Source organism: Janthinobacterium sp. 344 (assembly GCF_900112025.1).
Lineage (GTDB): Bacteria > Pseudomonadota > Gammaproteobacteria > Burkholderiales > Burkholderiaceae_D > Janthinobacterium.
In genome coordinates, this window is sequence record NZ_FOKL01000015.1 from 57509 (window position 1) to 83093 (window position 25585).

A 25585-nucleotide genomic window follows, 5' to 3' on the forward strand; every position below is an offset into this window, starting at 1 on the left:
AGCCAGGAAACAGCTTAATCGGCCAGCACCGGCTTGTCGCCGCGCGCGTCCTGCGCCAGCGGCACGGGATCATCGGTATTGACCTCGACCACCGTGATGCCCTGCACCACGCCAGCGACCTGGTAGCCGACGGCGCCCAGGTGGCGCTTGCCTTCGGCCAGGTTCGACCAGCTCAGCGCCACGGAAGCGGTCCCGCCCATGAAGGCCGTGCCCGGCATCAGCGCCTTGAAGCCGCCATTGCTCAAGCCCGGCGCCAGCACCCACGACGACAGGGTGTAGTTGGCCTGGCCATTTTGCGGCGCGTAGCCGATCAGGCACACCTTGTACGTGCCGGCGGCCGGCAAGCGCAGTTCGACTTGCTCATTCGAACTTTGGTTGCCGCTGCTGCCGACCAGCACATTGGCGGCGTTGTAGACCTCCATGTCCATGTCGGTATTCGCGCCGCCCGTGGTTTCCGCGTCATAGGTGGCAAAGCGCGCCGCCAGGGTGCCGGCAGGAATCACCACGTTGTGCACATTCACCCCCGTGGCGCCACCGGCCTTGCAGCTGGCCGACGCCGTGGAGTTGTTGGCCTGGCCGATCGTGCGCGTTTCACGCACGGCTTCGATCAGGCCCGACTTGACGCCCACCAATGGTCCCGCAAAGCCCGTGCCCAGGGTCACGACCTTGCTGCCCGTGGCCGCCTCGCTCTTCACCAGCGGCGTGGCCACGAGAATGCTGCCGCGCGCCGTCAGCGGGCTGCGCACCGTATGCGTGCCATCCGTCCAGGAAAGCGCGCCATACACCCAGGTGTCGAGCGGTGCCGTGGTGCGCGTCAGCTTGACCTGGAACTGCGCCTTCGCACCCGGTGCCAGGCTCAGGCTGGACGGTGTCACGGCCACCGTGTAGCCGGGCAGACTGGCCGAGGCGTTGTACACGGCGCTGCTGCTGCCCACGTTCGTCACCGTGCGCGTCAGGGTCTGCGTGCCCAGCACGTTGGCCGCCGTCAGCGACGCCAGGTTCAGGTTATAGGCGGCGATGCTGCCGGTGGTGGCGCAATTGGCGGAATATTGCGTACGGATATTCAAGCCGCACAGGAAGCGCGCATAGTCGATTTCCGACAGGTCGTACACCAGGCCCGGATCGGCCGCGCTGTTCGGCGCGATGTGGCCGGCGCCCTGGCCCCATGGCAGCTGACCCGAGTTCTTCGCCGTGGCATCCCACGACACGGAACCGTTCAAGCCATCGGGCAAGGTGCTGAAGGCCGTCGTCATCAGCGCCGACTTGATGGCCGCGGGCGACCAGTCAGGATGCTGTTGCCGCAACAGCGCCGCCACGCCAGCCACATGCGGGCTGGCCATCGAGGTGCCGGAATAGAAATCCCATTCCGCCGTCGGCGCCACGCCGCCCGCCGCCACGGCATCGCGCTGCGCCGGCGTCAGGTCGGCCGTCACGCCAGCGAGGATGTTGGTGCCCGGTGCCGAGAGGTCGGGTTTCAGGATGTTCGCGTTGGCCACGTTCGGCCCGCGCGAGGAGCGGTCGCTGACGATCGGCGCCTGCACCGTCGTGTCGGCAACGGTATGGATCTCGCCCAATGCCGCCTTGCCGTCCGGACTGGAGGCCATGAAGGCTTTCAGCGCGTCGCCCTGCGCCTGCGCCAGGTGCACGGTCGACAGCACGTGCGCCTGGTTGACGATGGTGTTGGCGCCGCCGGCCACGTTGGCGATGACCACGCCTGCCGCGCCGGCCGTCTTGGCGTTAGCGCTCTTGTTGACCAGCACGTTGCCGCCGCGGTCGCACACCAGCACCTTGCCCGCCACTTTCGCCGGATCGAGGTAGGCCGGGGTGGCGTCGGCCGCGCCGTAGCAGCGCAGCAGGTTGACGTCCGTCGGCGAAATGCCGGCCAGGCCCGCGTCGCGCGAGCGGATCAGCGGCAGCGCCGGCGTGTTGGCATTGCTCGATGCGCCTTCCAGGCGGGTGCCGTTGCTAAGGATGACATTGCCCGCGTACAGGCGGTTGTGGGTGGAATTGGCCACCGTCGCCAGCCAGGGACTGATGTGCGACACGGGTGCCGGCACGCTTGGCGCCGGCGTGGATGGGCCGGAATTGCCGCCGGAAGTGGCGACGAAGACGCCCGCGTTGGCGGCGCCCAGGAAAGCCTGTTCCGTCGCTTCGTCAAACGCGCCGCCGCCCGCGTTCGGGCCGATGGAGAAGTTGATGACGTTGACGCCATCCTTGACGGCCTGGTCGATGGCCGCCACGCTGTCGGCCGTGGCGCAGCCATTCTTGCCCGTCGCCCCGTCTGTCCAGCAGACTTTGTAGGCGGCGATGCGCGCGCGTGGCGCCATGCCCGACGCCTTGCCCAGCGACACCCCGTTCGAGGTGGCCAGGGCGCCATGGTTGCCGCCAGCCGTCGATGCCGTGTGCGTGCCATGGCCGCCATGGCCCGTCAGGCCGGCCACGGAGTCCCGCGGCGAACGGAATTCCGTCCAGTGCAGGGCGGCCGACGAGGCGCGGTAATAGCGCGCGCCGATCAGTTTATTGTTGCAATTGTCGGCGGAAAAACCTTCACCGGTCTGGCACTCCCCATGCCAGCTGGCTGGCGGCGCGCCGTACACGACGTTGTTGCCGCTGTGGCTAGGCACGCCGCTCTCGTCGAGGCGGTCGGCAAACGCCGTGTTTTCCGGCCAGATGCCGCTGTCGACGATGCCGAGGATGACGTCTTCACCGGCATGCGCCGTGCCGCCCAGCTGTTCCCAGATGCCGCCCGGCTTGTCCAGGCCCAGGAAGGTCGGCGTATAGCTGGTGTCGAGTTGCAGGATGGAATCGGCGCTGATGTTGGCCACGCCGCTGTTTTTCTTCAGGGCCCGCACTTCATCGTCCGTCAGCAAGGCCGAAAAGCCGTTGAAGACGACGTTGTACTGATGCGTGATTTGCGCGGCGCTGACGGTGCCGGCCACGGCGGCCTGCTTGGTGTCAAGGTAGGTCAGGTAAGCCTGCACATCGGCGGCGCCCACATTGATGCGCGCGCCCGGCGCCGGCTTGGTGGCGGCCAGGCCATCGATCTGCCCCGTGTAGGCGGCGGCCGGCTTGTCGACCAGTTGCACGATGTAGGAACGGCGCTCTTGCGCCTGGGCCGATTGGGCGACGCTGGCGGCCAGCAGCAGGATGGCGAGGGAGACGGGACGAAGTTTCATTCTCACGCTCCTTGCACGCTGGCGTTGCCGACGATCTTGCCGGCACGGCGGCGCGACAGCATGCCGATGGCGCCCAGGCCGGCCAGCAGCAGCATGTAGGTCGACGGTTCCGGCACGGCGCTGATGTTGATATTGTCGAGCGCGAACTGGCCCTGGTTAAAGGCGGGGAAATCGAGGGAATTGCTGCACATGCCGCTCTCATTGAAGATGCAGGCATTGAAGGTCAGGCCGGTGAAAACATAGTTGCTGAAACCGCCCAGCAGCGAAGCCGTCCGGAAAGCGTAATTGCCATCGCTGCCCTGGCCCGGAAACGCCAGCGAAGTGGTCACGACCTGGCCATTGCTCAGGGTGCCGCTCAGCTGCAGCTGGCCCCAATTCTGGTCCGGCAAGCCGGAGACGGGGGCGATGAAGGAATAGTCGAAGCCGCCCAGGGTAAATGCCTGGTGATCGGCGCGCGAGAAATTCACGCCGCCGTCGTTGAGGATGGCCAGGTAGTTGCCGGTGGCGCCTTGCGGGCAGGCGGCGATGTCGCACGAGGAACCCGCGCGGCCATCGAGGATGGCGCCCACGCCGCTCACGCCGCCGCCGGCGGCGGTGGTCGGATCGGCCAGGAACAGCAGGTTGTAGCTCGACGTATTGAGGGTCTGGCCGCTTTCATACACGTCGGGCAGCAGGTTGTCGAAGTGCAGGACATCGGCCATGGCCGGCGCCGCAGCCAGCATGGACAAGGTGGCCAAGGCGGAGAACACGCTTGTGCGCAAGGTTGTGCGACCGCGGGTAGCGGGTGGATTGACGGTGGCGGGCGATACCCGCGCTGGATGCGATAGACGATTCATTCTGTTCCCTTGATTGTTGTGGGTAGAGAGGTCGGCAGGTCTGTGCCCGCTTTCAGCTTTTTCACAAAAGTGTCAATGAATATAGCAAACCGCACAAAACAAATATCATTTTTTTATTATTATTTATTTATTTTTCCTCTAGCTTTCCAAACTTTTATTTTGTTTTAGCTATGACATCTGAGAAATCTCAACGTTTCATTTGCACAACAACCTGCGCTGTTTCCAGCCGTGCGCCACAGCACACCTGAGCGACTTCGGCTATGCTCGAAAACCGCGCCTGGCGCATCGCCCGCGTCAACGCTGCAGCGGCAGATAGCTCTGCTTGAGCTGGCGCAGCACAAAACTCGATTTGCTGTGGCGGATGCCGGGAATCTTGTACAGACGCTCGCGCAGCAGGCGCTCGTAGTCGCGCGTGTCGCTCACGGCGATGCGCAGGTAATAGTCGTAGTCGCCCGACACGAGGAACGCTTCCAGCACTTCCGGGATCAGCGCCAGCGCGTGGCCGAATTCAAACAGCGCCTGGTCGGAATGGTCATCCAGCGTCACCTGCACGATGACGGTATCGGCCAGCCCCACCTTGGCCGCGTTCACATGCACCGTATAGCCTTCGATGACGCCGTCGTCTTCCATGCGCTTGATGCGCGCCCAGCAAGGCGACGAGGTCAGGCCCACCTGCGCGCTCAAGTCGTGCAGGCTGATACGGGCGTCCTGCTGCAGGGCCGTCAGGATGGCAAGGTCGAATTTATCCAGCTTCATTCTTTATTTTCCTCGTTTTACAGCAAATTTTGCTGAATATCGCATCTTACGCGAGAAAGGCAGCAGCCTTTTCTGCGACATCAGGCAGAAAATAGGGCCATGAAAAATGATCCCGCTCCCCTCCTCGCCGCGCCCGCCGGCTCACCTGCTCCGAGCAACGGCGCCAGCGTCCTCATCGACACCCTGCTGGCGCTGGGCGTCGACACCGTCTTCGGCTACCCCGGTGGCGCCGTGCTGCCCTTGTATGACGCGCTGCACGCCGAGCCCCGCCTGCGCCACGTGCTGGTGCGCCACGAACAGGCCGCCGTGCATGCGGCCGAAGGCTATGCGCGCAGCACGGGCCGGCCCGGCGTGGTCTTCGTCACGTCCGGCCCCGGCATGAGCAATACCACCACGGGCTTGCTCGACGCCCTGTGCGATTCGGTTCCCGTGATCTGCATCAGCGGCCAGGTGGCCACCGGCAGCATCGGCACCGACGCCTTCCAGGAATGCGACGCGCTGGGCATTTCGCGTCCCGTCACCAAGTGGAACCGGCAAATCCGCGCGGCCGATGAAACGGCGGACGTGCTGCGCCAGGCGTACGCGCAAGCCACGCAAGGCCGGCCCGGTCCCGTGCTGGTCGATTTCCCCAAGGACTTGCAACTGGCGCAGGTCATCGACACCGCGCCCCTGCCGCCCGCCTCTGGCGTCGCCGCAGCGCTGCCCGACAGCGCAGACCTGGACCTGGCCGCCGGCCTGATCGCGTCCGCGCGCCAGCCCGTGTTTTACGGCGGCGGCGGCCTCGTCAATTCCGGCCCGGCCGCCTGCGCCGCTTTGCAACAGTTGGTGACACTGGCGGGCGCGCCGTGCACCCTGACCTTGTTGGGCCTGGGCGCGTTTCCCGCCTCGCACCCGGCCTTCCTCGGCATGCTGGGCATGCACGGCACCCTGGAAGCGAACCTGGCCATGCACCATGCGGACCTCATCGTCTGCGTCGGTGCCCGCTTCGACGACCGGGTGACAGGCAGACTGGACGCCTTCAGTCCCGGCGCCAAGGTCATCCATATCGACATCGACCCGGCGTCCATCGGCAAGGTGGTGCATGCCGACGTGGCCCTGCGCGGCGATTGCGCTCCCGTGCTCAATGCCTTGCTGGCGCAGCTGCGCGGGCGATTGCTGGCGGACCGCCAGCCATGGTGGTCGCGCATCGATGGCTGGCGCGCGCAGCAGTCGCTGGCCTTCGACGACACGCCGGAGGTGATCGCGCCGCAGGCGCTGATGTGCCGGCTGCAGGCGGCGCTGGACAGCATGGATGGCGGCGACGCCATCGTTTCCACCGACGTGGGCCAGCACCAGATGTGGGCCGCGCAGCATTTGCGCTTCGAGCAGCCGCGCCGCTGGCTGACGTCGGGCGGCGCCGGCACCATGGGCTATGGCTTGCCGGCAGCCATCGGCGCGCAGATCGCCCATGCGCAAAAAACCGTGGTGTGCGTCAGCGGCGACGCCTCGATCCTGATGAACATCCAGGAACTGGCCACGGCCGTGCAGCACCGCCTGCCCGTGAAGGTGGTGCTGTCGAACAATGGCTACATGGGCATGGTGCGCCAGTGGCAGGAACTCAATCACGGCGGGCGCTACAGCCACAGCTACACGGAAGCGCTGCCCGACTTCGTCGCCCTGGCGCGCGCCTTCGGCTGGCAGGCGCACACGGTGAGCCGGCGCGAAGAGCTCGACGCGGCGCTGGCCGCCTGCCTGGCATCAAGCGGCCCGTATTTTCTCGACGTGCGCGTGCACGGCGAGGAAAACTGCTTCCCCATGATGGCGCCGGGCGCGGGACACCATGAAGTCACTTTGGCAAAAGGCGTGGTATTCCAGGAACCCGCTACGTAAACCCTGTCCCCCCGCAGCGTCCCGATGCCTGACAAAACCGTCGCGAGCGGAAGGGAGAGGTGGCTAAGAAGCGCAACCGTACTCTAGTACGGTGAGCATCGCAGGCCGCCTATACCGACGCGCAGTCGCTTTGGTCAGGCATCAAGCCCAGATGCGGTAAACCCAGTAACTTTCATCCTCGCGGCTGGCGCGCGCCAGCTCGGTGGGGCTCAGGCCCGTGATGGCGCGCACCTCGCGGCACAGGTGGGCCTGGTCGGCGTAGCCGCCCTCGGCGGCGATATCGCTCCAGGAGGCATTGCCTTGCAGCATGGCCTCGCGCGCGTCGAGAAATGACTGTTCCGCGCGGCGCATGCGGCGCAAGGTACGCATGGGCTGGCCGGCCCAGGCCTTGATGCGGCGCTCGATGTTGCGCGCGCCGCTGGCCAGGCCCGTCGAGGCCGCTTGCACGCCCAGGCGCCGCACCCAGTCCTGTATCGCGCCAGGCGGATGATCGCCGCCCTTGCGCGCCTGCTGCCAGCGCGGCGCCAGGAATGCCTCCACCAGCGCGATGCGCGCCGCGTCGTCGGGCGCGGCCAGCACGGCGTCGGACAAGTCCAGCCAGTCGGCGTCGAACAGGGGCGCGAGCGGGCGCACCTGGTCGAACAGGGCCGCCATATCGATGCCCGTCAAGGCATGCAGGGCGGCCGGATACAGCATCACCATGAACGAGTGCACGGGACCGGGGTTGTAGCTGACCAGCGGATAGCCGCGCGGGCCGCTGAACAGGGCGGACGGCATGCGCACGTGCAGCAGGTCGGGGGCGGGCGCGGCCGCCTCGACGTCGCCCGCGACCGTCCACAGCAGGCAGCACATGGGCGTGGCGGGAAAGCGGTTCAGGCGCTGCTGGGGTGGCAGCGGCGCGCAATGCGTCGTGTCGCGCACGAGGAAGGCGCGCACGCAGGAAGCGAGCGCGGTGCGCGGCGCGATCAGGCGGGTCAAGGGCGTAGGGGCGGCAGGCATGGCGACGATTGTACCGGCATTTTTTGATGCTGCGCGATGTCGTATTCGTTCAAGACGCGCGCCCGCCAGCGCGCTACAGTCATGCCATCGTTCCACGACAACAGGAGCTTGCCATGCCGCCACTCGACCACGCCGCCGCACCCGCCGCCACCCCGTCCCTGCGCCAGATCCGCCACTTGCCGGGGCCGTTTGCCCTGCCCATCATCGGCAACGCGCTGCAGGTGCGGCTGCCGCGCATCCACCGCGACGTGGAAGGCTGGGTGCGCCGCTATGGCCCTTTCATGCGCGCCTGGTTCGGCCGCACCCTGGTGCTGGTGGTGGCCGACAGCGAAGCGGTGGCCGCCGTGCTGCGCGACCGCCCGGACGGCTTCCGCCGCCCCCTCAGCAGCTACATCGTCTCGGAGGAAATGGGCGGCAACCCCGGCGTCTTCCTGGCCGAAGGCAGCGCGTGGCGCAACCAGCGCCGCATGGTGATGGCCGGCATGGCGCCGGGCGCCATCAAGGCGTATTTCCCCGCGCTGGTGACGGTGGCGCAGCGCCTGCAGCGGCGCTGGCAGCATGCTGCCACGCAAGGCCAGGCCATCGGCCTCGATGGCGACCTGAAGCGCTACACGGTCGACATCATCGCCGGGCTGGCCTTCGGCAGCGAAGTCAACACGCTCGAATCGGGCGAAGACGTGATCCAGCGCCACCTGGACGCCATCCTGCCGGCCGTGGCGCGGCGCAGCCTGTCGATGCTGCCCTACTGGCGCTATGTCAAGCTGCCCGTCGACCGGCGCCTGGACCGCGACGTGGCGGCGCTGGACGTGGCCGTTGCCGACCTGGTGCGGCAGGCGCGCGCGCGCCTGCAGCAAGACCCCGCGCGGCGCGTGCGCCCGCCCAACCTGCTCGAAGCCATGATCGTCGCCGCAGACGAACCCGGCAGTGGCGTGAACGACCGCGCCGTCGCCGGCAATGTGCTGACCATGCTGCTGGCCGGCGAAGACACGACGGCCAACACGATTTCCTGGATCATCTACCTGCTGCAGCGCCATCCACACAGCCTGGCCAAGGCGCGCGAGGAAGTGCGGCGCCTGGCGCCCGACGTGGCGCACTTCAGCCTGGCGCAACTGGACAGCCTCGACTACCTGGGCGCCTGCGCCAGCGAAGCCATGCGCCTGAAGCCGGTGGCGCCCTACATTCCGCTCGAAGCGCTGCGCGACACGGTGGTGGGCGACGTGGCCGTGCCCGCCGGCAGCATGCTGTGGTGCGTGATGCGCCATGACAGCGTCTCCGATGCGCACTTTCCTGACGCGCAAGCGTTCCAGCCCGAGCGCTGGCTGGCCGGCAGCGCAGAGGCCAACGACAAGCGCGCCGCCATGCCGTTTGGCGCCGGCCTGCGCACGTGTCCGGGCCGCTACCTGGCCTTGCTGGAAATCAAGATTGCCATGGCCATGCTGCTGGGCAGCTTCGACATCGCCGGCGTCGACACGCCCGATGGCGGCGAGGCGCAGGAACTGATGGGGTTTGTAATGTCGCCCATCGGCCTGAGCATGCGCCTGGCGCGGCCGCAGTGATACCATGGGGGACATCATCGATTAGCGAGTTCCCCCATGACCATCCGCCTGGAATCGCCGCAGCAAGCCGAGGTGCAGACCCTGATCGCCGAGCTTGATGCATATCAACAGACGCTGTACCCGGCCGAGTGCGTCTACTCGCTGGACCTGGCATCGTTGCCGTCCGATACCCTGCTGTTTGCCGTCGCCCGCGATGCCGATGGCCGCGCGCGCGCCTGCGGCGCCATCGTCGTCACGCCCGATTTCGGCGAGGTCAAGCGCATGTACGTGCACCCGGACAGCCGCGGCCTGGGCCTGGCCAAGCGCCTGCTGGCGCTGCTGGAAGAACAGGCGCTGGCACGCGGCTGCCGCCTGCTGACCCTGGAAACGGGCATCCACCAGCCCGAGGCGATCGCCCTGTACGCGCGCCACGGCTACCAGCGGCGCGGGCCGTACGGCGACTATCCCGATGACCCGTTCAGTGTCTTCATGGAAAAACCGCTGCAGGCGGCCGCATGAGCGCCCCATCCGACAGCCTGCTCGACATCCGCGCGCGCCTGCGCGCCTTTGCCGACGAGCGCGACTGGGACCAGTTCCACACGCCGAAGAACCTGGCCATGGCCCTGTCCGTGGAAGTGGCGGAACTGGTGGAGCACTACCAGTGGCTGCCGACGGGCGCGGATTGCGAACTGGACGAGGCCAAGCGCGCGGGCATCCGCCACGAACTGGCCGACGTGCTGATGTACCTGGTGCGCCTGGCCGACAAGAGCGGCGTCGACCTGCACGCGGCCGTGCTGGAAAAGATGGCACTGAACGCACAGAAATATCCGGCGCGCCAGGTGCGCGGCGACGCGCGCAAATATAGCGAGTACTGATAGACCCACCCGTGCGTGGCCGCCGCGCAAAACAGCGTAGCATAAGGACATGCGCATTCCTCTCTCCCTGCTGCTCGCTGGCTTGCTCGCCGGGTCACTCTCCAGCACTGTTGCGCTGGCGCAAACCGCGCCCGTACCGCAAGTCAAAGTGGACGCCACGCGCGACCCCGTCGATAAATCCTACCGCAAGATGCTGCAGGGCGTGGACCGCTTCGAGCGCGACCATGCGCTGGCGCCGCAGGCGGTGCTGCGCTTTCGCCTGCTGCCGCGCCAGCCCGGCGTGGACATGACGGGCGTGCAGCTGCGCATCGCCGGCGACACCGTCAGCATTCCCTTGCCCTTGGCCGAGGACAACAGCTTTGCCCCCGTGCGCAACGCGCAGGCGGCGCGCGAAGATGCCGTGCTGATCGCCAACCGCAAGGCCACGACCATGAGCTGGCGCGCGCAGGTCATCACGCCGGGCTTGCCGCCCGACACGCGGCGGCTGGGCGACTTGCGCCTGGAATGCCGCGCCGGCATGGATTCCGGCCTGATCTCGAACGACCCGCAAATCATCGCCTGGCTGTCCAGCATGCTCTACAGCACGGACAAGGTGTGCTCTGAGCCGGACGGCAATTATTTGTTTTTCACGGACCGCCCCCTGTTCGGCGTGACCCTCGTGCATGGCGACCGCCGCCTGGCGCTGCCGTTCACCATGCTGTACGCGGGCGGCGAGCAGACGCCCGCCTCGCTGCCCTACTGCGATTGCCAGGTCTTGCTGGACCGCACCTACTACGCGCCCCTGTGGGACGCCAGCTGGCCCGACGATACCCTACTGGAATTTGACTATATGGACGAGGTGGCGCCATGAAGCGGCTGATGCTCGCCTTGCTCATGCTGCTGGCCGCCTGTTCCGGCACGCGCGCCTTGCAAGCCAGCAAGAACGTGCCCTATGCCACCCTGGAACAGACGGTGCAGGTCGGCAGCAGCACGCGCGACCAGGTGCGCGCCGCGCTGGGCGACAGCACGGCCATCCGCTTCGACAGTGGCAAGGAAGTGTGGATGTACACCTACCCGGCCGCCTCGGGCGCGCAAGGCGAATATGTGATTTTGTTTGGCGCGGATGGGGTGGTGAAGAAGGTGCGCAGCGGGGAAGTGTACCGGGTGAAGAAGTAAGAGTCACCCCACAGACAAAACCCGGGGGGAATGCTCCCAATGGGAAGCATTCCGGTCACGCAGTGACTGACCCCAGCCTTTCGCCGTTGGGGTAATTATCTTGCCTTCAACAAGGCCCGTGCCGCCACGCCAGCGCCCACGCTGCGGCCCACGCCGGCAGTCTTGCGCTTGGGCGAGGCCTTCAGCTTGAAGATGCCGATCGACTGGGCCACGCTGTCGGTGCGCTGCGCCAGGTTGGTGGCGGCGGCCGCCGCCTGCTCCACCAGCGCCGCATTCTGCTGCGTGATGCCATCCATGTGGATGACGGCCTGGTTGACCTGGCCGATGCCCTGGTTCTGTTCGCGCGTGGTGGAGGAAATCTCGTCCATCACTTCCGTCACGCGGGCCACCGAGGCGATCACTTCCGTCATGGTGGCGCCCGCATTGCTGGTCAGCACACTGCCCGCGTTGACCGTGGCGATCGAATGGTCGATCAGATGCTTGACCTCTTTGGCCGCCGTCGCCGAACGCTGCGCCAGGCTGCGCACTTCGCCCGCCACGACGGCGAAGCCGCGGCCATGCTCGCCCGCGCGCGCCGCTTCCACGGCCGCGTTCAAGGCCAGGATATTCGTCTGGAAGGCGATGCCGTCGATGAGGCCGATGATGTCGAGAATCTTGCGCGACGACGTGCTGATCTCGTCCATCGTCGTCACCACTTCGCTGACGATGGTGCCGCCCTTGGCCGCGACCGTGGATGCCTGCGCCGCCAGGTCATTGGCCGTGGCCACGTGGTCGGCGCTGTTTTGCACGGTGGACGTCAATTCCTCCATGCTGGCCGCCGTCTGCTCCAGGCTGGACGCCTGCGATTCCGTGCGGCTGGACAGGTCCATATTGCCCGTGGCGATTTCCGCCGTGGTGATGCGGATATCCTCGAAATTGGCGCGCACGTCGCCAATGATGCTGTGCAGGTTGATATTTGTCTGGCGCAAGGCGGCCATCAACTGGCCCATGTCGTCGTCGCGCACCTTGTCGATGACGCCCGTCAAGTCGCCGCCCGCCATCTTGCGCGCCACGGTGATGGCGTCGTTCAGCGGCACGACGATGGAATGGTGCAGATGCGCCCAGAAATACAGCATCAGCACGACGGCCGCGGCGGCGGCGCCGCTGAGCCAGCTGCGCGTGGCCGTGCTGGTGTCGCCATCGATATTCCACACGGCGCAGCCGAGCACGGCCAGCACCACGCCAAAGATCAGCGCATGCAGGGCCAGGTCTTGCGACAGGGTCAGCTTGCGCCATTCGGCCAGCTTGGCGGCCCAGCCCTGGCGCACGACGCGGCCATTGCGGATCGCCAGGTTGGCGGAATTGCCATCCTTGAAACTCTTATACAGGGCGGCCGCCTCGTTGATCTGCTCGCGCGTGGGCTTGGTGCGCACGGACATATAACCGATCGGGCGGCCATTTTCGATGACAGGCGTGATATTCGCAAAGACCCAGTAGAAATCGCCGTTCTTGCAGCGGTTCTTGACCATGCCCGTCCACGGCATGCCCGTCTTGATGGTTTGCCACAGGTCGGCAAACGCCTCGGCCGGCATATCGGGATGGCGCAGGATATTTTGTGGCGCACCCAGCAGCTCCATTTCTGAAAAGCCGCTGACTTCAATAAAATACGGATTGGCGTAATTGATGTTTCCCTGTAAATCCGTGGTGGAAACAATCGTCATGCCTTCATTTAATACGTATTCATTTTGCGTGATAGGCGTGTTGACCCGCATCGTCGCTCCTCTATTTTTTTCAACTAGCATAACAAAAACATAAAAACAATATACCACATCAAGCACGGGTGAGATATCGCCACAGCGACAGTGACGCTGGTCAAACAATATAATAAAAGGCAATTCTTTTATGTTTTAGAATTGACTTTGACTTAACTAGATTGATTTTATTGAAATGAAAAATTTTAAATATAAACGCGATAAATAATTAATTAATTATTATTTATTGTTGCTATGAGCGATAAACCAGCCAACTGCGCTGATTAAAAGACGGCGGTGGCTCCAAACCATGGCGCAGGCATGGCGAGCACGATCCGCACGCGTAATGCAGCGACAACGTTCATTTCTTCGGGGAAAATAAAAACTGGCGCGAACGCGCCAGCGGGGGATGTGTCTCCAATCCGCGACACAGGCGCCGGGGAGGCGCCTGCGAAGGGACGACTTACTTGAACGTTTTACGCGGCGCCTTCGGACGCGGTGGCGCAGGTTTACGCTCCGTCGTGCCATCGTCGAGGCTGATGCGCAGTTTCTGGCCCGACACCACGACCGATTTCAGGTGGTCGAGGATTTCCGGCGGCATGCCTTCCGGCAGGTCCAGCACGCTGTAGTTGTCAAAGATATCGATGCGGCCGATATGCTTGGCTTCCAGGTTCGCTTCGTTGGCGATGGCGCCGACGATGTTGCTTGGCGTCACAGCGTGCTCGCGGCCCACTTCGATGCGGTAGGCCGTCACGCCCGGACGTGGACGTTCCTTCTTCGGCGCGCGCGGTGCCGGTGCGTCGCCCATGTCGGCTGGCGCATCCTTGAACGCTGGCGCGGACTTGGCGGCGAACGGCTTGCGCGGCGCGGCTGGTGGCGCCAGGTCCGGCGCGTCGCCGTCACGGCTGATGCGCAGCTGCTGGCCCGCCACCCACACGGTTTTCAGCTGGTCCAGCAATTCCTTCGGCATGCTGTCCGGCAAGTCCAGGACGCTGTAGTCGTCATAGATTTCGATGCGGCCGATGTTTTTCGAATCGATGCCCGCTTCGTTGGCGATGGCGCCGACGATATTGCCTGGCTTGACGCCATGCTGATGGCCCACTTCAATGCGGAAGGTTTGCATGCCGGCGTCGGCCGGGCGCTGGATGCGCTCCTTTTTCGGGAAGGCCGGGCGCTCGCTGCGCTCGTTGCGGTCGAAGCGGTCGTTACGCTCGAAACGCTCGTTGCGCTCGGGACGGTCGAAGCGGTCCTGGCGCGCCGGACGGTCGTCCTGCCACGTGGTTTGCTCGCGCGCCTTGTTCTTGTCCAGCAGCAGCGGCACATTGCCACGCGCCATCTTCGCCAGGGCGGCGGCGATCTCTATGGCGGGAATGTTTTTCTCGCGCTCGAAATCCTCGATCAGCGACTGGAACTGCTCCAGTTCGCCCAGGGCCAGGGTTTCGCTGATCTGTTCCTTGAACTTGGCGATGCGCACGTCGTTGACGGCCTGGATGGTCGGCAGTTCCAGCATGCCGATCGGCTGGCGGGTCGAGCGTTCGATGGCTTTGAGCAAGTTCTTTTCACGCGGGGTGATGAACAGGATCGCTTCGCCGCTGCGGCCGGCACGGCCCGTGCGGCCGATGCGGTGGGTGTAGCTTTCCGGATCGTGCGGCACGTCGTAGTTGACGACGTGGCTGATGCGCTCGACGTCCAGGCCGCGGGCGGCCACGTCGGTGGCGACGAGGATGTCGATCTTGCCGTCTTTCAATTGCTGGATCGTGCGCTCGCGCTGCGCCTGCTGGATGTCGCCATTGATGGCGGCGGCCGAGAAGCCGCGCGCCTGCAGCTTGCTGGCCAGCTCTTCCGTACCCAGCTTGGTGCGGGCGAAGATGATCATGCCGTCAAACGCTTCCGCTTCCAGGATGCGCGTCAGCGCGTCGAGTTTGTGCATGCCCGACACCAGCCAGTAGCGCTGGCGGATGTTGTCGGCCGTGCCTGTCTTGGCGGCGACCGTCACTTCGGCCGGGTTCACCAGGTAGGTGGTGGCGATGCGCTTGATGACGGAAGGCATGGTGGCCGAGAACAGGGCCGTTTGATGGCCTTCCGGGGTTTCTTGCAAGATGCGTTCGACGTCGTCGATAAAGCCCATGCGCAGCATTTCATCGGCTTCGTCCAGCACCAGGGTCTTCAGCTTGGACAGGTCGAGCGAACCCTTGTCCAGGTGATCGATGACGCGGCCTGGCGTGCCGACGACGACGTGCACGCCGCGGCGCAGAGCCGACAGCTGCGGGCCGTAGCTTTGGCCGCCGTAGATCGGCAGCACGTGGAAGCCGGGAATGTGGGCGGCGTACACCTGGAACGCTTCGGCGACCTGGATGGCCAGTTCGCGCGTCGGTGCCAGGACCAGGGCTTGGGGTGAGCTTTGTTTCAGATCGATGCGCGACAGGATCGGCAAGGCGAAGGCGGCGGTCTTGCCCGTGCCTGTTTGCGCCTGGCCCAGCACGTCGCGGTTCGCGAGCAATAATGGAATCGTCGCCGCCTGGATAGGCGACGGTGTTTCGTAACCGACATCCTTGAGCGCGCGAATCAGCGGCTCGCTCAGGTTAAGGTCGGAAAATAAGGAAATTGGTGTATCAGACATGAAATCACTCACAAGTTCGCTCGAATCGCCCAATGCGAAAGAGTGTAGCCGCTAGTTTACTCTTTACTGGACCTTACCGGGTGGAACGCGGCGGCAGAACGCCGTTTTTTGCATCCCACAACGCAGAAAAATCGGCGATCCGCACGCAATTGGTGCAAAAGACAAGCAACATTATGCCTTTTGCAATAATTATGCCGGTGTTACAGGTGTTCCTCGATATTACTTGCGGCGTCCACCGAGTGCCGCAGGAACTCCAGCAAGTCCGCGTTCAGCCGCTCCTTGTGCGTCGTCGCCAGGCCGTGCGGCGCGCCCGCGTACACGAGCAGCTTGCTGCCGATGATGAGCTCGGCCGTGCGCCGCGCCGAGGCGGCGATCGGCACGATCTGGTCGTCGTCGCCATGGATCACCAGGGTCGGCACGTCGAATCTGGCCAGGTCGCTTGTGAAATCCGTCTCGGAAAATTGCTTGATGCACAGGTAGGACGCGGGCATGCCCGCCTGCATGCCTTGCCGCCAGAAACTGTCGCGCACGCCCTGCGACGGTGTCGCGCCGGGCCGGTTGTAGCCATAGAAGGCCTCGCTCAAGTCGCGGAAAAACTGGCTGCGGTCGGCCTGCACGCCGGCGCGGATGCCATCGAAAACGGAGAGCGGCAAGCCCAGCGGGTTTTCCGCCGTCTGCAGCATCAGCGGCGGCACGGCGCCCACCAGCACGGCGCCGGCCAGGCGGTCCGTGCCATGGCGGCCGATGTAGCGCGCCACTTCGCCGCCGCCCGTCGAATGCCCCACCAGGGTGGCGCCCGTCAAGTCCAGCGCGTCGATCAGCGCGGCCAGGTCGTCGGCGTAGGTATCCATGTCGTTGCCGTCGAAGGGCTGGCTGGAGCGGCCATGGCCGCGACGGTCGTGCGCGATGACGCGGTAGCCGCGCGACGCCAGGTAAAACATCTGGTCTTCCCAGGCATCGGACGACAGCGGCCAGCCATGGCTGAAGACGACGGGCGGGCCGCTGCCCCAGTCCTTGTAGTAGATCAGGGTGCCGTCGGCGGTACACAGGGTATTACTCGATTGCAATTCAGGGGTGCGCATGGAACGCTCCTTGTCGGTGGGCCAGCGTCCATTGTGGCCGCAATCGCCCCTGACGCGCCGCGCGCTACGCGCATACCTCTGCGCTAGAGTAAGATTGCCGCTGCTTTGCTTTCCCGTATTCACTTTTGGAGTCGTCATGCGTTTTCCCCTCGTCCTCGCCGCCAGCCTGCTCAGCACGGTTTCCATCGCCCAGCCCCTCGTCGCCGAAGCGCCGCTGCGCGCCCATCTGTCGTTCCTGGCCGACGACTTGCTCGAAGGACGCGGCACGGGCCAGCGCGGCGGCGACCTGGCCGTGCGCTACCTGGAAACCCAGGCGGCCGTGGCCGGCCTGCAGCCATTGCACGACGGCACGTACCGCCAGGCGCTGACCATCGTCGGCAGCAAGGCCTTGCCATCGAGCAGCGTCACCTTCAGCGCGGGCGGCAAGACCTTGTCTCCCGCCTTCGGCAAGGACATCGTCTTCGGCGCATCCAACGGCAAGGAACACGTGGCGTTCGATGCGCCCGTCGTGTTTGCCGGCTACGGCATCCGCGCGCCCGAGGAAAACTGGGACGATTTCAAGGGCGTCGACCTGAAGGGCAAGCTGGTGATCATGATGGTCAACGACCCGCAGCCGACCGCAAGCGAACCGCAGCGCTTTGCCGGCAAGTCGCTCACCTACTACGGCCGCTGGGTCTACAAGTACGAGGAAGCGCTGCGCCAGGGCGCGGCCGGCGTGCTGCTGATCCACACGACCGAGTCTGCCTCGTATCCGTGGTCGGTGCCGGCCAACGGTTTCGGCCATGAACGCTTCAGCCTGGCTGGCGCGGGCAACGCCATGGAGGGCTGGCTGCAGGAAGACATGGCGCGCGCGCTGTTCCAGCAAGCGGGGCAAGACCTGGACGCCTTGCGCGCACAGGCCGAAACGCGCGAGTTCCGCCCCGTGCCCCTGAACGCCACCGTCAAGGTCCAGCTCGACAGCCAGATCCGCAGCATCGAGCAATTCAACGTGGCCGGCATCGTGCCCGGCACGGACCCGACACTGAAGGATGAAGCGGTCATTTATTCCGCGCACTGGGACCACCTGGGCAAGGATGACGAAGGCAGCGCCCGCGCCGGCCAGAGCGACCATATCTACAACGGCGCCATCGACAACGCCTCCGGCGCGGCGGCCCTGCTGGCCATGGCGCAGGTGGCCGTGAAACAGCCGGCGCGCCGCACGCAGATCTTCCTGTGGCCGGCCGGCGAGGAGACGGGCATGCTGGGCAGCACCGCCTACACGCGCGCGCCATTGTGGCCGCTGGCGAAGACGGCCGCCGACCTGAACCTCGACAGCATGAACTTCGTCGGCAAGACGCACGACATCGGCGTGGCCGGCGCCGAGCGCAGCAGCCTGTACGCGAGCGCCGCCAAGGTGGCCAAGCGCATGGGCCTGCGCCTGGCGCCCACCATCCCCGACCTGTCCGGCGCCTTTTACCGCGCCGACCATTTTGCGTTTGCCAAGGCAGGGGTGCCCGCCTTCAACGTGGGCTCGGCCGTGTTTTCCGGCGACGGCTCGTTCGACTTCGTCAAGGAACCGGCAGCGTCGAGCGAACGCCTGGTCGCCTTCAAAAAGGATTACCACCAGGTGACGGATGAGTACCACCCGTCATGGGACCTGTCGGGCATGGTGCAGCAGGCGCAGTTCACCCTGAACCTGGGCTATGAAGTGGCGAATGACAAGAATTTGCCGGTGTGGAACAAGGGCGAGGCGTTCGGCAAAGTCAAACGCTAGGGGGGTAACAACGTTTTACCCCGCAAAGCAGAAAGGCCGGGGTCGGCCCCTCAGGGTCCGCCCCCGCTATTTGCTATGGGGTTTGGCAATTCAAATGGCCATGATGCGTTTCAGGTCGACAAACGCCGTTTCATACAGGTGCTGGAACGCGCCCACCATGACTTCTTCCACGCCTTCGGCCGCGTCGAACTCGCTCGACCATTCCGCCACGCAAGTATTCGCGCCCGGCTCGCCCGTGACGCGCAGGGTGGAGCGGTAGTTCTTGACGGGGATGGGGCCGGAGACGATGGTGTAGCTGTAGCTCCTGTCCGCTTCGCTGTAGCTTTGCAGGCGTTCGGCGATGACGGCGCCGTCCGTGGTTTTCAGGCGGCGCACGCGGCCGCCGTGTTCGGACAGGCTGGTCTTGATCGAGCTCGACCATTCAGCCAGCGACTGGAAGCCGCCGATAAAATCCCACACGCGTTCGGCACTTGCCGCCAATGTTACAGAAACAATTACTTGGGCCATCTTTAATTCGGTTCCTCATCCAGGTTTGCCGGGCGCGGCGCCCGGCCGGCCGGAGTTGCCCGGCACAGCCGCTATTTTAGCGCCCATGCCGCTTTGCTGCTGGGCGCGTATCGGCATGGACAACGGCGGCGGACCGGGCTGGAGGAACGCACTTACATATTTTCCGCGAGGAAAATCAGCGAATTGCCATGCGCCAGGGCGGCGGCGCGCTGCTGGTAGCTGTCGCGGTGGGTGCAGTTGAAACCGTGCTCGGCGCCCGGATACAGGTGGATTTCCACGTCTTGGCGGTCTTCGAAGCGCTCGGCGATCTTTTGCACGGCTTCCGGCGGGATATGGCTGTCATGGCCGCCGAAATGCATCAGCAGCGGTACCTGGATCTGGTCGGCCAGGTCCAGCTTGTTCTGGATGCCGCCGCCGTAATAGGCGATGGCCACGTCGACCAGGCCGGCCGCGGCCGTCTGGTACGACAGGCGGCCGCCGAAGCAGTAGCCGATCGAAGCGAGCTTGCCCGCCGTCACTTCCGGACGCGCGCGCAGGACGCCGATGGTGGCGGCGATATCGCTGACGGCGTGGGCGTTGTCGGTGGCCTGCATCAGTTCGACGGCGCGCTTCCAGCCCGCTTCGTCGTAGCCCAGCTCGATGTGCGCGCCGGCGCGCCAGAACAGGTCCGGCACCAGCACCACGTAGCCATCGGCCGCGTACTGGTCGGCGACGGCGCGGATGTGTTCATTGACGCCAAAAATTTCCTGCAACAGGATGATGGCCGGGCCCTTGCCCACATGCGGCACGGCCAGGTACGCCTGGAAGGTGCCGTCCGGGCCGGCGATATCGATCCACTGCGAAGTTGTGCTCATAGAAACTCCAGTCTGAATGAGGGAATGAGGGGAATGCCACAGGCAGGCATGTTACTGGTTTTTCGTCCTGTCTGCGCTTGCCCCCTCCTGCCCTGCCTCAATACATCTCGCGCAGATAGATCACGGGGCCGGACTTGAACACGCCAAAGACAACGGTACCCACCGTGCTGGGCAGGTGGACAAAACCGGGCACGGAAACGTCGACGCTGCCAACCTGGCCGGCGCCTGGCGCCAGCAGCACCAGGCGCTTATTCGGCGGCAAGACGCCCTTGTCGACGGTATACGTGCCATCGGCCACCATCTTCGGATCGCAGACCAGTGCCTGCTTGCAATTGGCCAGGAGCACCTGCGCCTTGCTGAAGGCGCTGATGCTGTCGGCCAGATTGGCGACCCAGGCGCTGCCGTCCCAGTATTGCACCTGCACGGCCAGGCGCACCGGGTAGCGCTCCGAACCGTAGTCATGCGGCACCATCAGGCGGCCCGCCAGTATGCTCAGCTTGCCTTCATTGCCGCTTCCCTCCGAGGTGGAGTCAATGCCTTGATAACTGCTTGATGCGCGCAGCAGCACGTCGGTGGCCCCGATCTGCACCGGCACGCCATTGGCGCCAGGAAAGCGGTAGGCGATGGCGACATTGGCCACGCCTTGCTTGAACTGCTTGGTCTCGATGCTGGTGAGCGTATTTTGCGCGCTGCTGCCATCCGTCAGGCGGCTGCCGGCAGGTTTCTCGGGCGGAAACAGCTGCTTGCCTTTGGCGGCATCCCAGCCCTGCAGCTGCACCGGCACCATGTAGCTCGTCTCGCGGCCGTCAAAGTTGAGCGTCGTGGCGCCAGCCATGTTCTGCGCCGTCACCCGCAAGCCGAACGGCTGTCCGGAATAGGCATACACCCCGTCGGCGGCGGCGCCGACGCATTTCATTGCCTTCAAGCATGGTGTCGCGCCCGCAGCTGGCGGCAGCCAGTCCTCGGTGCCACGGGGGATGATCTGCGTCAGGTAATGGTGCGGCAGGTATTGCACCACGTCACTGCTGCCCGTCGCAGGCAAGGCGGGCGAGGCGGCGTCCAGGTAGGTGGCGGTGCTGGCGGTGAACCGCAGCATGCCCGTTTCCGGCCAGCTCAGATTGCTCGCCGTGCCGATGCCATTGCCATTGTTAAACACCACGCTGCCCGTCACGGCGGGCTTGTTGACGCCGTCAAAGGTGGGCGCCACCACGGTCGGGGTCAAGCTCACCGCTGGCGACGGCGATTCGCGGCCAAAGTTGCGCGTCACCGTCTTGCCGTCCGCCGCCAGGGCCGAGACGGTGATGTTGCTCGCCAACGCCAGCGGGACGACCGCGACGCCCGCCTGTTGCGGCGTTTTAATGGCGCTGAACGTGAAGTATTTGGGGCCCACGATGACCGTGCCGCTGCCCGTCATCGTCAGGCCGCTGTCGCTACCGCTGCTCGACGTATAGGTGGCCGTCAGGTTCAGCGCGCCCGCATCGGCATACAGCATGTTCGGCGTGGCCTGGCCATCGGCATCGAAGTCCAGCTGTACCTGGGCGCCCGCCGGGCTGCAGGCGCTGCCCGCATTCACGGCCAGTGGCAGGTAGGTGCCGGCCCGGTTCTGCACGCGTGCCGGCAGGGTTCCCGAGTTGGGGTTGGCATAGGTGCAGCTCAGCTGCAGCGTCTTGCTCTGGCTTGCAAACAGGGGCACGCAGGCGCGCGGATTCGAAGGCGACGCCTGCAGGGCGCTGATGGCGATACGCCCTGCCTCTTCCGCATAGCGCGGCAGGCCGCTGACCTGCAGGGCGCTCGCCACGAAAGCCATCTGGCAATTCGTGAGGCTGTTGTCGATGCTGCTGCGGCACACCAGCGCGCCCGTGGTGGCCGGCGTGCTGGTCAGGCCCAGCGGCACATTGCCGGCGGCCGTCGTTTGCGCCACGCTGGACGCCGCCATGCCCGTCGGCGGCTGGGTACTGTTGATCTGCGCCGTGGCGCCGCCCGGCGCGAGGGTCACTTGCACCGCGCCCGTGTAGACGCTGCCGCAGGCGGCATCGGCACAGGCCGTTACCGTCACGGGCGCCGCCGCGCACGTCAGCGCCGCGGGCGGATGCGTGATCTGGAAGTGATGCGGCCCGCCCTGCGTGCTGGGGCCGCATTTCGGACCCTGCGGCTCGTTGAAGCCCCAGCCGCTGTTATTCGTCACGCAGCTGCACGGGTTGGCCGGCGTGTACGCCTTGCAAGTAATGGTTTGCTGCACCCGGCCTTGCCAACCCAGGGTGATATGGTCGACCAGGGCATTGCCTGTGATATACGCATTGGAGGAATCGAGGGTCACGTTGCCGCCCTCGACATTGCCCTTGACGCCATTGCCGGAGGCAATCGTCAGCGTATTGGAGGCCTTGACGTCGCCCGTGACGAGCAGGCCGGACGCCTTCAGGTCGATGGTGGGCGAGGTCAGGTTGCCCTTGACCTGGCTGCCCGAGCCGACGACGAGCGAGGTGCTGGCCGTGATATCGCCCTGCACCTGGCTATTCGACGCATCGATGCTGACGACGGGCGCCTTGGTCGTGCCCTTCAAGGTGCTGCCCGAACCGAGACTGAAGGAATTGGTGGCGGTCACGTCGCCCGTGATCGTCACGCTGGAACTGGTGCTGACGCTGTTGCCGCTGACGGGCCCCGTTATCGTCGAACTGGAACCGATGCTGACGTTGCCGCTGGCCTTCACGCTGCCGCTGATGGTGACGTTGGAGTTGGCGCTGATCGAGCCGCCGCTGCTGCTGAGGGCGCCGTTCAGCACAGAACCGGAGGAAATGTCGATATTGCCCGTGGCCGTGATATTGCCCGTCACCCGCACGGGCGTACCGCCCAGGGAAACGGACGCCGCCGAGATATCGGCCACGATGACATTGTTGCTTTGCCCGCCCACTTTGAAGCTGCCGCCCTTGGCCGTCAAACTGCCGCCCGTGATCTTCAGGTTCGGCGTATTGGTGTTGCTGAAGTCGAGATTCTTGTTGGCCGTCAGCGATGCCGTGCCGCTCATGCTCAAGCCCTGGTTGTAGCCGATGCTCACATCGCTGTTGACCGTGACGCCGTAGCCGCTGGCGATGACGACGGCGTCCGTATCGCCCATCTGCAAGCTGGCGCAAGTGTACTGGGGAGTGACCAGGGTGCAGCCCGTAACGGCGCCGCCGTTGAAGTTGAGCGTGGCCGCGTGGGCAAGGGATGAGCCCAGCAGCAATGTCAAGGCAGTCAAAATGTGGAGTAAGCGCACGATATCCAGGAATCCGATGAGTGAAAGGCCAGCGGCCGCGGGCATGTTTCCATGCTAATCTACGCCATCGCTGTTGTTGCATTATGGCAGTATTTTTCACCCTCGCGCACATCGCATGATCAAGCAAAATCCCAAAGAATTCCCGCTGCGCACCGTCGATATCATCGTCTACCCGGGCTTCAAGGCGCTCGAAGCCATCGGCGCCATGAAAGTATTTGATTACGCCAACACGCATTTGCGCCTGCGCAATCTGCCTGGCGGCTATGACATGCGCATCGCCTCGACGGCCATCGGCCCCGTCGAGTCGGATACCCTGATGTCGCTGCACGCCAGCAAGGCGCTCGATGCGCACCGCCTGCCCGACCTGGCCGTGATCGTCGGCTGCCACCATGTCGAGCAAGTGCTGCAGGACATCCCCGCCCTCGCCGCCTGGGTGGCCGAAGCGGCGCCGCGCATCGGGACCCTGGCGGCCCTGTGCACGGGCTGTTTCTTCCTGGCCGAGGCGGGCGTACTCGATGGCAAGAGCGCGGCCACGCACTGGAGCGCCGTGGACAGCCTGCGCCAGCGCTATCCGTTGATACAGGTCAATGCCGATGCGATTTTCGTGCGGGAAGGAAAATTCTGGACGTCGGCCGGCGTGACGGCCGGCATCGACCTGGCGCTGGCCCTGGTGGAAGACGATTTCAGCCGCGATATTGCGCTGGAAGTGGCGCGCGACCTGGTGGTGTACCTGAAGCGGCCCGGTGGCCAGTCGCAGTTTTCCGTGCACCTGTCGAGCCAGATGACGACGCACCCCACCATCCGCCAGTTGCAGGGCTGGATCATGGAGCACCTGACAGAAGAGCTCACTGTACCGCTGCTGGCGGCCAGGCTGGCCATGAGCGAGCGCAATTTTACGCGCGTGTTCCAGCGCGAAACGGGGACCAGCCCCACGGAATTCATCGAGACGGCGCGCTTCGAAGTGGCGCGTCGCTTGCTGGAAGATAATGTGTCGTCATTGAAACAGGTTGCCGTGCAGGCGGGCTTGCACAGCGAGGAAAGGCTGCGCCGCCTGTTTCAAAAGAAACTCGCCATCACGCCGCGCGACTACCGCGAACGCTTTTCCAGCACGGCGCGCTAGGAGGTCAGCGCAGCTTGCCGTGACGCACGTGGCGCGTGGCCAGTTGGCGGTTCTGCCGGGCCAGCGGCGTAAACATCAGCGCGCACAGCAGATAGGTGGCCAGCAGCGCCAGCCAGATGGCGGGCGTGGCCAGCATGGCGGCATTGCTCCACCATAAGGCCAGCAGGGAAGACAGGGCCGCGCCCAGGAAGACGGGCAGCATGCGGCGCAAGGTGGCGAGGTAGGCAGTGGCAAACATGGACGGCTCCCAAAGCAAGGCGGATGCCTTCACACTAGCAGGGGTCCAGGCCGAAGTACAGCCTGCCGCCCTGCCGTGGCCGTCAAGTGTTGCGCAATACGGACACAGTACCGTCGCTTAATAGAGCACCACGGAACGGATCGATTCGCCGCTCTTCATCAGGTCGAAGCCTTCGTTGATGCGTTCGAGCGGCAAGCGGTGCGTGATCAGGTCATCAATGTTGAGCTTGCCTTCCATGTACCAGTCGACGATCTTCGGCACGTCCGTGCGGCCCCGCGCCCCGCCGAAGGCCGAACCGCGCCATTCGCGTCCCGTCACCAGCTGGAACGGCCGCGTGGAAATTTCCTGGCCCGCCGCCGCCACGCCGATGATGAAGGACTTGCCCCAGCCCTTGTGCGTGCACTCGAGCGCCTGGCGCATCAGCGTGGTGTTGCCCACGCATTCAAACGAATAATCGGCGCCGCCGTCCGTCAGCTGCACGATGGCGTCGACGACGTTCTCCACCTCGTTCGGATTGATGAAATGCGTCATGCCGAACTTGCGCGCGATGGCCTGGCGCGCCGGGTTGATGTCGATGCCGATGATTTTATCGGCGCCGACCATCTTCGCCGCCTGGATCACGTTCAGGCCAATGCCGCCCAGGCCGAACACGGCCACGTTGGCGCCCGCCTCGACCTTGGCCGAGAACAAGACGGCGCCCACGCCCGTCGTCACGCCGCAGCCGATGTAGCAGACCTTGTCGAACGGCGCGTCTTCACGGATCTTGGCGAGCGCGATTTCCGGCACGACGATGTAATTGGAAAAGGTGGACGTGCCCATGTAGTGGAACAGCGGCTGGCCGTTCAGCGAAAAACGGCTGGTGGCGTCCGGCATCAGGCCGCGCCCCTGGGTGGAGCGGATGGCCTGGCACAGGTTCGTCTTTTGCGACAGGCAGAATTTGCATTGGCGGCATTCCGGCGTGTACAGGGGGATGACGTGGTCATCCTTTTTCAGGGTCGTCACGCCCGGGCCCACGTCGACGACGACGCCGGCGCCTTCATGGCCGAGGATGGCGGGGAAGATACCCTCCGGATCGGCGCCGGAGAGCGTGTAGTAATCCGTGTGGCAGATGCCCGTGGCTTTCAGCTCGACCAGCACTTCGCCGGCGCGCGGGCCGGCCAGGTCGACTTCTTCGATGGTCAGCGGGGCGCCCGCCTTCCAGGCAATCGCGGCTTTGGTTTTCATGTG

The 25585-nt window shown here is 65.1% G+C and carries 20 protein-coding genes; 8 read left to right on the forward strand and 12 right to left on the reverse strand.

What is annotated here, in order from left to right; all coding sequences use genetic code 11:
- Window positions 1-14: 14 nt before the first annotated feature.
- From BM193_RS29325 to BM193_RS26795, 3 genes are all read right to left on the reverse strand, one after another.
- Window positions 15-3176: a S8 family peptidase gene (locus BM193_RS29325; RefSeq protein WP_092803936.1), complete on the reverse strand. Its 3162-nt coding sequence runs from the start codon at window positions 3174-3176 to the stop codon at window positions 15-17.
- Between the two features lie 2 nt (window positions 3177-3178).
- Window positions 3179-3925 carry an NF038120 family PEP-CTERM protein gene (locus BM193_RS28995; RefSeq protein WP_217638530.1) on the reverse strand — a complete coding sequence of 249 codons (747 nt, stop codon included), beginning with the start codon at window positions 3923-3925 and terminating at the stop codon, window positions 3179-3181.
- Window positions 3926-4306: 381 nt separating this feature from the next.
- Window positions 4307-4768, reverse strand: a complete 462-nt coding sequence (locus BM193_RS26795) for an Lrp/AsnC family transcriptional regulator (protein ID WP_092803933.1) — start codon at window positions 4766-4768, stop codon at window positions 4307-4309.
- A gap of 99 nt (window positions 4769-4867) precedes the next feature.
- Here BM193_RS26795 and ilvB point away from each other — a divergent pair, with 99 nt between their 5' ends.
- Window positions 4868-6637, forward strand: a complete 1770-nt coding sequence (gene ilvB, locus BM193_RS26800; RefSeq protein WP_092803931.1) for a biosynthetic-type acetolactate synthase large subunit — start codon at window positions 4868-4870, stop codon at window positions 6635-6637.
- A 141-nt stretch (window positions 6638-6778) separates the two neighbouring features.
- On the opposite strand, the gene BM193_RS26805 is transcribed toward ilvB, so the two are convergent.
- Window positions 6779-7636, reverse strand: coding sequence for a helix-turn-helix domain-containing protein (locus BM193_RS26805; protein WP_254786438.1), 858 nt, complete (start codon window positions 7634-7636; stop codon window positions 6779-6781).
- 113 nt (window positions 7637-7749) lie between these two features.
- On the opposite strand from BM193_RS26805, the gene BM193_RS26810 reads away from it, so the two are divergent.
- From BM193_RS26810 to bamE, 5 genes are read left to right on the forward strand one after another with little or no spacing between them, the layout of a single operon-like run.
- Window positions 7750-9192 carry a cytochrome P450 gene (locus BM193_RS26810; protein WP_092803928.1) on the forward strand — a complete coding sequence of 481 codons (1443 nt, stop codon included), beginning with the start codon at window positions 7750-7752 and terminating at the stop codon, window positions 9190-9192.
- Between the two features lie 36 nt (window positions 9193-9228).
- Window positions 9229-9690: a GNAT family N-acetyltransferase gene (locus BM193_RS26815; RefSeq protein ID WP_092803925.1), complete on the forward strand. Its 462-nt coding sequence runs from the start codon at window positions 9229-9231 to the stop codon at window positions 9688-9690.
- Complete coding sequence (locus BM193_RS26820) at window positions 9687-10046, forward strand: nucleotide pyrophosphohydrolase (RefSeq protein ID WP_092803922.1); 360 nt, start codon at window positions 9687-9689, stop codon at window positions 10044-10046. The genes BM193_RS26815 and BM193_RS26820 overlap by 4 nt, the downstream gene beginning before the upstream one ends.
- A gap of 49 nt (window positions 10047-10095) precedes the next feature.
- The gene (locus BM193_RS26825) at window positions 10096-10896 is read left to right on the forward strand and encodes a hypothetical protein (RefSeq protein ID WP_254786439.1); all 801 of its coding nucleotides are present in this window, start codon (window positions 10096-10098) and stop codon (window positions 10894-10896) included.
- Between the two features lie 8 nt (window positions 10897-10904).
- Complete coding sequence (gene bamE, locus BM193_RS29230) at window positions 10905-11201, forward strand: outer membrane protein assembly factor BamE domain-containing protein (protein WP_254786440.1); 297 nt, start codon at window positions 10905-10907, stop codon at window positions 11199-11201.
- A gap of 95 nt (window positions 11202-11296) precedes the next feature.
- Here bamE and BM193_RS26830 read toward each other — a convergent pair whose 3' ends face one another.
- From BM193_RS26830 to BM193_RS26840, 3 genes are all read right to left on the reverse strand, one after another.
- Window positions 11297-12952, reverse strand: a complete 1656-nt coding sequence (locus BM193_RS26830; protein WP_092803920.1) for a methyl-accepting chemotaxis protein — start codon at window positions 12950-12952, stop codon at window positions 11297-11299.
- 442 nt (window positions 12953-13394) lie between these two features.
- Window positions 13395-15551, reverse strand: a complete 2157-nt coding sequence (locus BM193_RS26835; RefSeq protein ID WP_092804083.1) for a DEAD/DEAH box helicase — start codon at window positions 15549-15551, stop codon at window positions 13395-13397.
- A 200-nt stretch (window positions 15552-15751) separates the two neighbouring features.
- Window positions 15752-16633, reverse strand: a complete 882-nt coding sequence (locus BM193_RS26840) for an alpha/beta fold hydrolase (protein WP_254786441.1) — start codon at window positions 16631-16633, stop codon at window positions 15752-15754.
- A 136-nt stretch (window positions 16634-16769) separates the two neighbouring features.
- Between BM193_RS26840 and BM193_RS26845 the strand changes: the two genes are divergently transcribed.
- Window positions 16770-18386: a M28 family peptidase gene (locus BM193_RS26845; protein ID WP_092803915.1), complete on the forward strand. Its 1617-nt coding sequence runs from the start codon at window positions 16770-16772 to the stop codon at window positions 18384-18386.
- A 90-nt stretch (window positions 18387-18476) separates the two neighbouring features.
- Here the strand turns inward: BM193_RS26845 and BM193_RS26850 are convergent, their stop codons facing one another.
- From BM193_RS26850 to BM193_RS26860, 3 genes are all read right to left on the reverse strand, one after another.
- Window positions 18477-18893 (reverse strand): SRPBCC family protein, encoded by a 417-nt coding sequence (locus BM193_RS26850; protein ID WP_092803912.1) that lies wholly within the window; start codon window positions 18891-18893, stop codon window positions 18477-18479.
- 152 nt (window positions 18894-19045) lie between these two features.
- Entirely contained in the window at window positions 19046-19747 is a 702-nt protein-coding gene (locus BM193_RS26855) for a dienelactone hydrolase family protein (RefSeq protein ID WP_092803909.1), read from the reverse strand.
- Window positions 19748-19844: 97 nt separating this feature from the next.
- Window positions 19845-23000 carry a polymer-forming cytoskeletal protein gene (locus tag BM193_RS26860; RefSeq protein ID WP_175533433.1) on the reverse strand — a complete coding sequence of 1052 codons (3156 nt, stop codon included), beginning with the start codon at window positions 22998-23000 and terminating at the stop codon, window positions 19845-19847.
- Window positions 23001-23115: 115 nt separating this feature from the next.
- On the opposite strand from BM193_RS26860, the gene BM193_RS26865 reads away from it, so the two are divergent.
- Window positions 23116-24120 (forward strand): GlxA family transcriptional regulator, encoded by a 1005-nt coding sequence (locus BM193_RS26865; protein WP_092803903.1) that lies wholly within the window; start codon window positions 23116-23118, stop codon window positions 24118-24120.
- A gap of 4 nt (window positions 24121-24124) precedes the next feature.
- On the opposite strand, the gene BM193_RS26870 is transcribed toward BM193_RS26865, so the two are convergent.
- The gene (locus BM193_RS26870) at window positions 24125-24358 is read right to left on the reverse strand and encodes a hypothetical protein (protein ID WP_092803900.1); all 234 of its coding nucleotides are present in this window, start codon (window positions 24356-24358) and stop codon (window positions 24125-24127) included.
- Between the two features lie 117 nt (window positions 24359-24475).
- The gene (locus tag BM193_RS26875) at window positions 24476-25582 is read right to left on the reverse strand and encodes an S-(hydroxymethyl)glutathione dehydrogenase/class III alcohol dehydrogenase (protein WP_035824324.1); all 1107 of its coding nucleotides are present in this window, start codon (window positions 25580-25582) and stop codon (window positions 24476-24478) included.
- Window positions 25583-25585: the final 3 nt, after the last annotated feature.

Bases quoted from the DNA above. Each gene is read 5' to 3' on its own strand.
- BM193_RS26810 (WP_092803928.1), top strand. From the start codon at position 7,750: ATGCCGCCACTCGACCACGCCGCCGCACCCGCCGCCACCCCGTCCCTG.
- BM193_RS26875 (WP_035824324.1), bottom strand. From the start codon at position 25,582: ATGAAAACCAAAGCCGCGATTGCCTGGAAGGCGGGCGCCCCGCTGACC.
- BM193_RS26820 (WP_092803922.1), top strand. From the start codon at position 9,687: ATGAGCGCCCCATCCGACAGCCTGCTCGACATCCGCGCGCGCCTGCGC.
- BM193_RS26850 (WP_092803912.1), bottom strand. From the start codon at position 18,893: ATGGCCCAAGTAATTGTTTCTGTAACATTGGCGGCAAGTGCCGAACGC.
- BM193_RS29325 (WP_092803936.1), bottom strand. From the start codon at position 3,176: ATGAAACTTCGTCCCGTCTCCCTCGCCATCCTGCTGCTGGCCGCCAGC.
- BM193_RS26840 (WP_254786441.1), bottom strand. From the start codon at position 16,633: ATGCGCACCCCTGAATTGCAATCGAGTAATACCCTGTGTACCGCCGAC.
- BM193_RS26830 (WP_092803920.1), bottom strand. From the start codon at position 12,952: ATGCGGGTCAACACGCCTATCACGCAAAATGAATACGTATTAAATGAA.
- BM193_RS26855 (WP_092803909.1), bottom strand. From the start codon at position 19,747: ATGAGCACAACTTCGCAGTGGATCGATATCGCCGGCCCGGACGGCACC.
- BM193_RS26870 (WP_092803900.1), bottom strand. From the start codon at position 24,358: ATGTTTGCCACTGCCTACCTCGCCACCTTGCGCCGCATGCTGCCCGTC.
- BM193_RS26835 (WP_092804083.1), bottom strand. From the start codon at position 15,551: ATGTCTGATACACCAATTTCCTTATTTTCCGACCTTAACCTGAGCGAG.
- BM193_RS26845 (WP_092803915.1), top strand. From the start codon at position 16,770: ATGCGTTTTCCCCTCGTCCTCGCCGCCAGCCTGCTCAGCACGGTTTCC.
- BM193_RS26815 (WP_092803925.1), top strand. From the start codon at position 9,229: ATGACCATCCGCCTGGAATCGCCGCAGCAAGCCGAGGTGCAGACCCTG.
- ilvB (WP_092803931.1), top strand. From the start codon at position 4,868: ATGAAAAATGATCCCGCTCCCCTCCTCGCCGCGCCCGCCGGCTCACCT.
- BM193_RS26795 (WP_092803933.1), bottom strand. From the start codon at position 4,768: ATGAAGCTGGATAAATTCGACCTTGCCATCCTGACGGCCCTGCAGCAG.
- BM193_RS26865 (WP_092803903.1), top strand. From the start codon at position 23,116: ATGATCAAGCAAAATCCCAAAGAATTCCCGCTGCGCACCGTCGATATC.
- bamE (WP_254786440.1), top strand. From the start codon at position 10,905: ATGCTCGCCTTGCTCATGCTGCTGGCCGCCTGTTCCGGCACGCGCGCC.
- BM193_RS26805 (WP_254786438.1), bottom strand. From the start codon at position 7,636: ATGCCTGCCGCCCCTACGCCCTTGACCCGCCTGATCGCGCCGCGCACC.
- BM193_RS26825 (WP_254786439.1), top strand. From the start codon at position 10,096: ATGCGCATTCCTCTCTCCCTGCTGCTCGCTGGCTTGCTCGCCGGGTCA.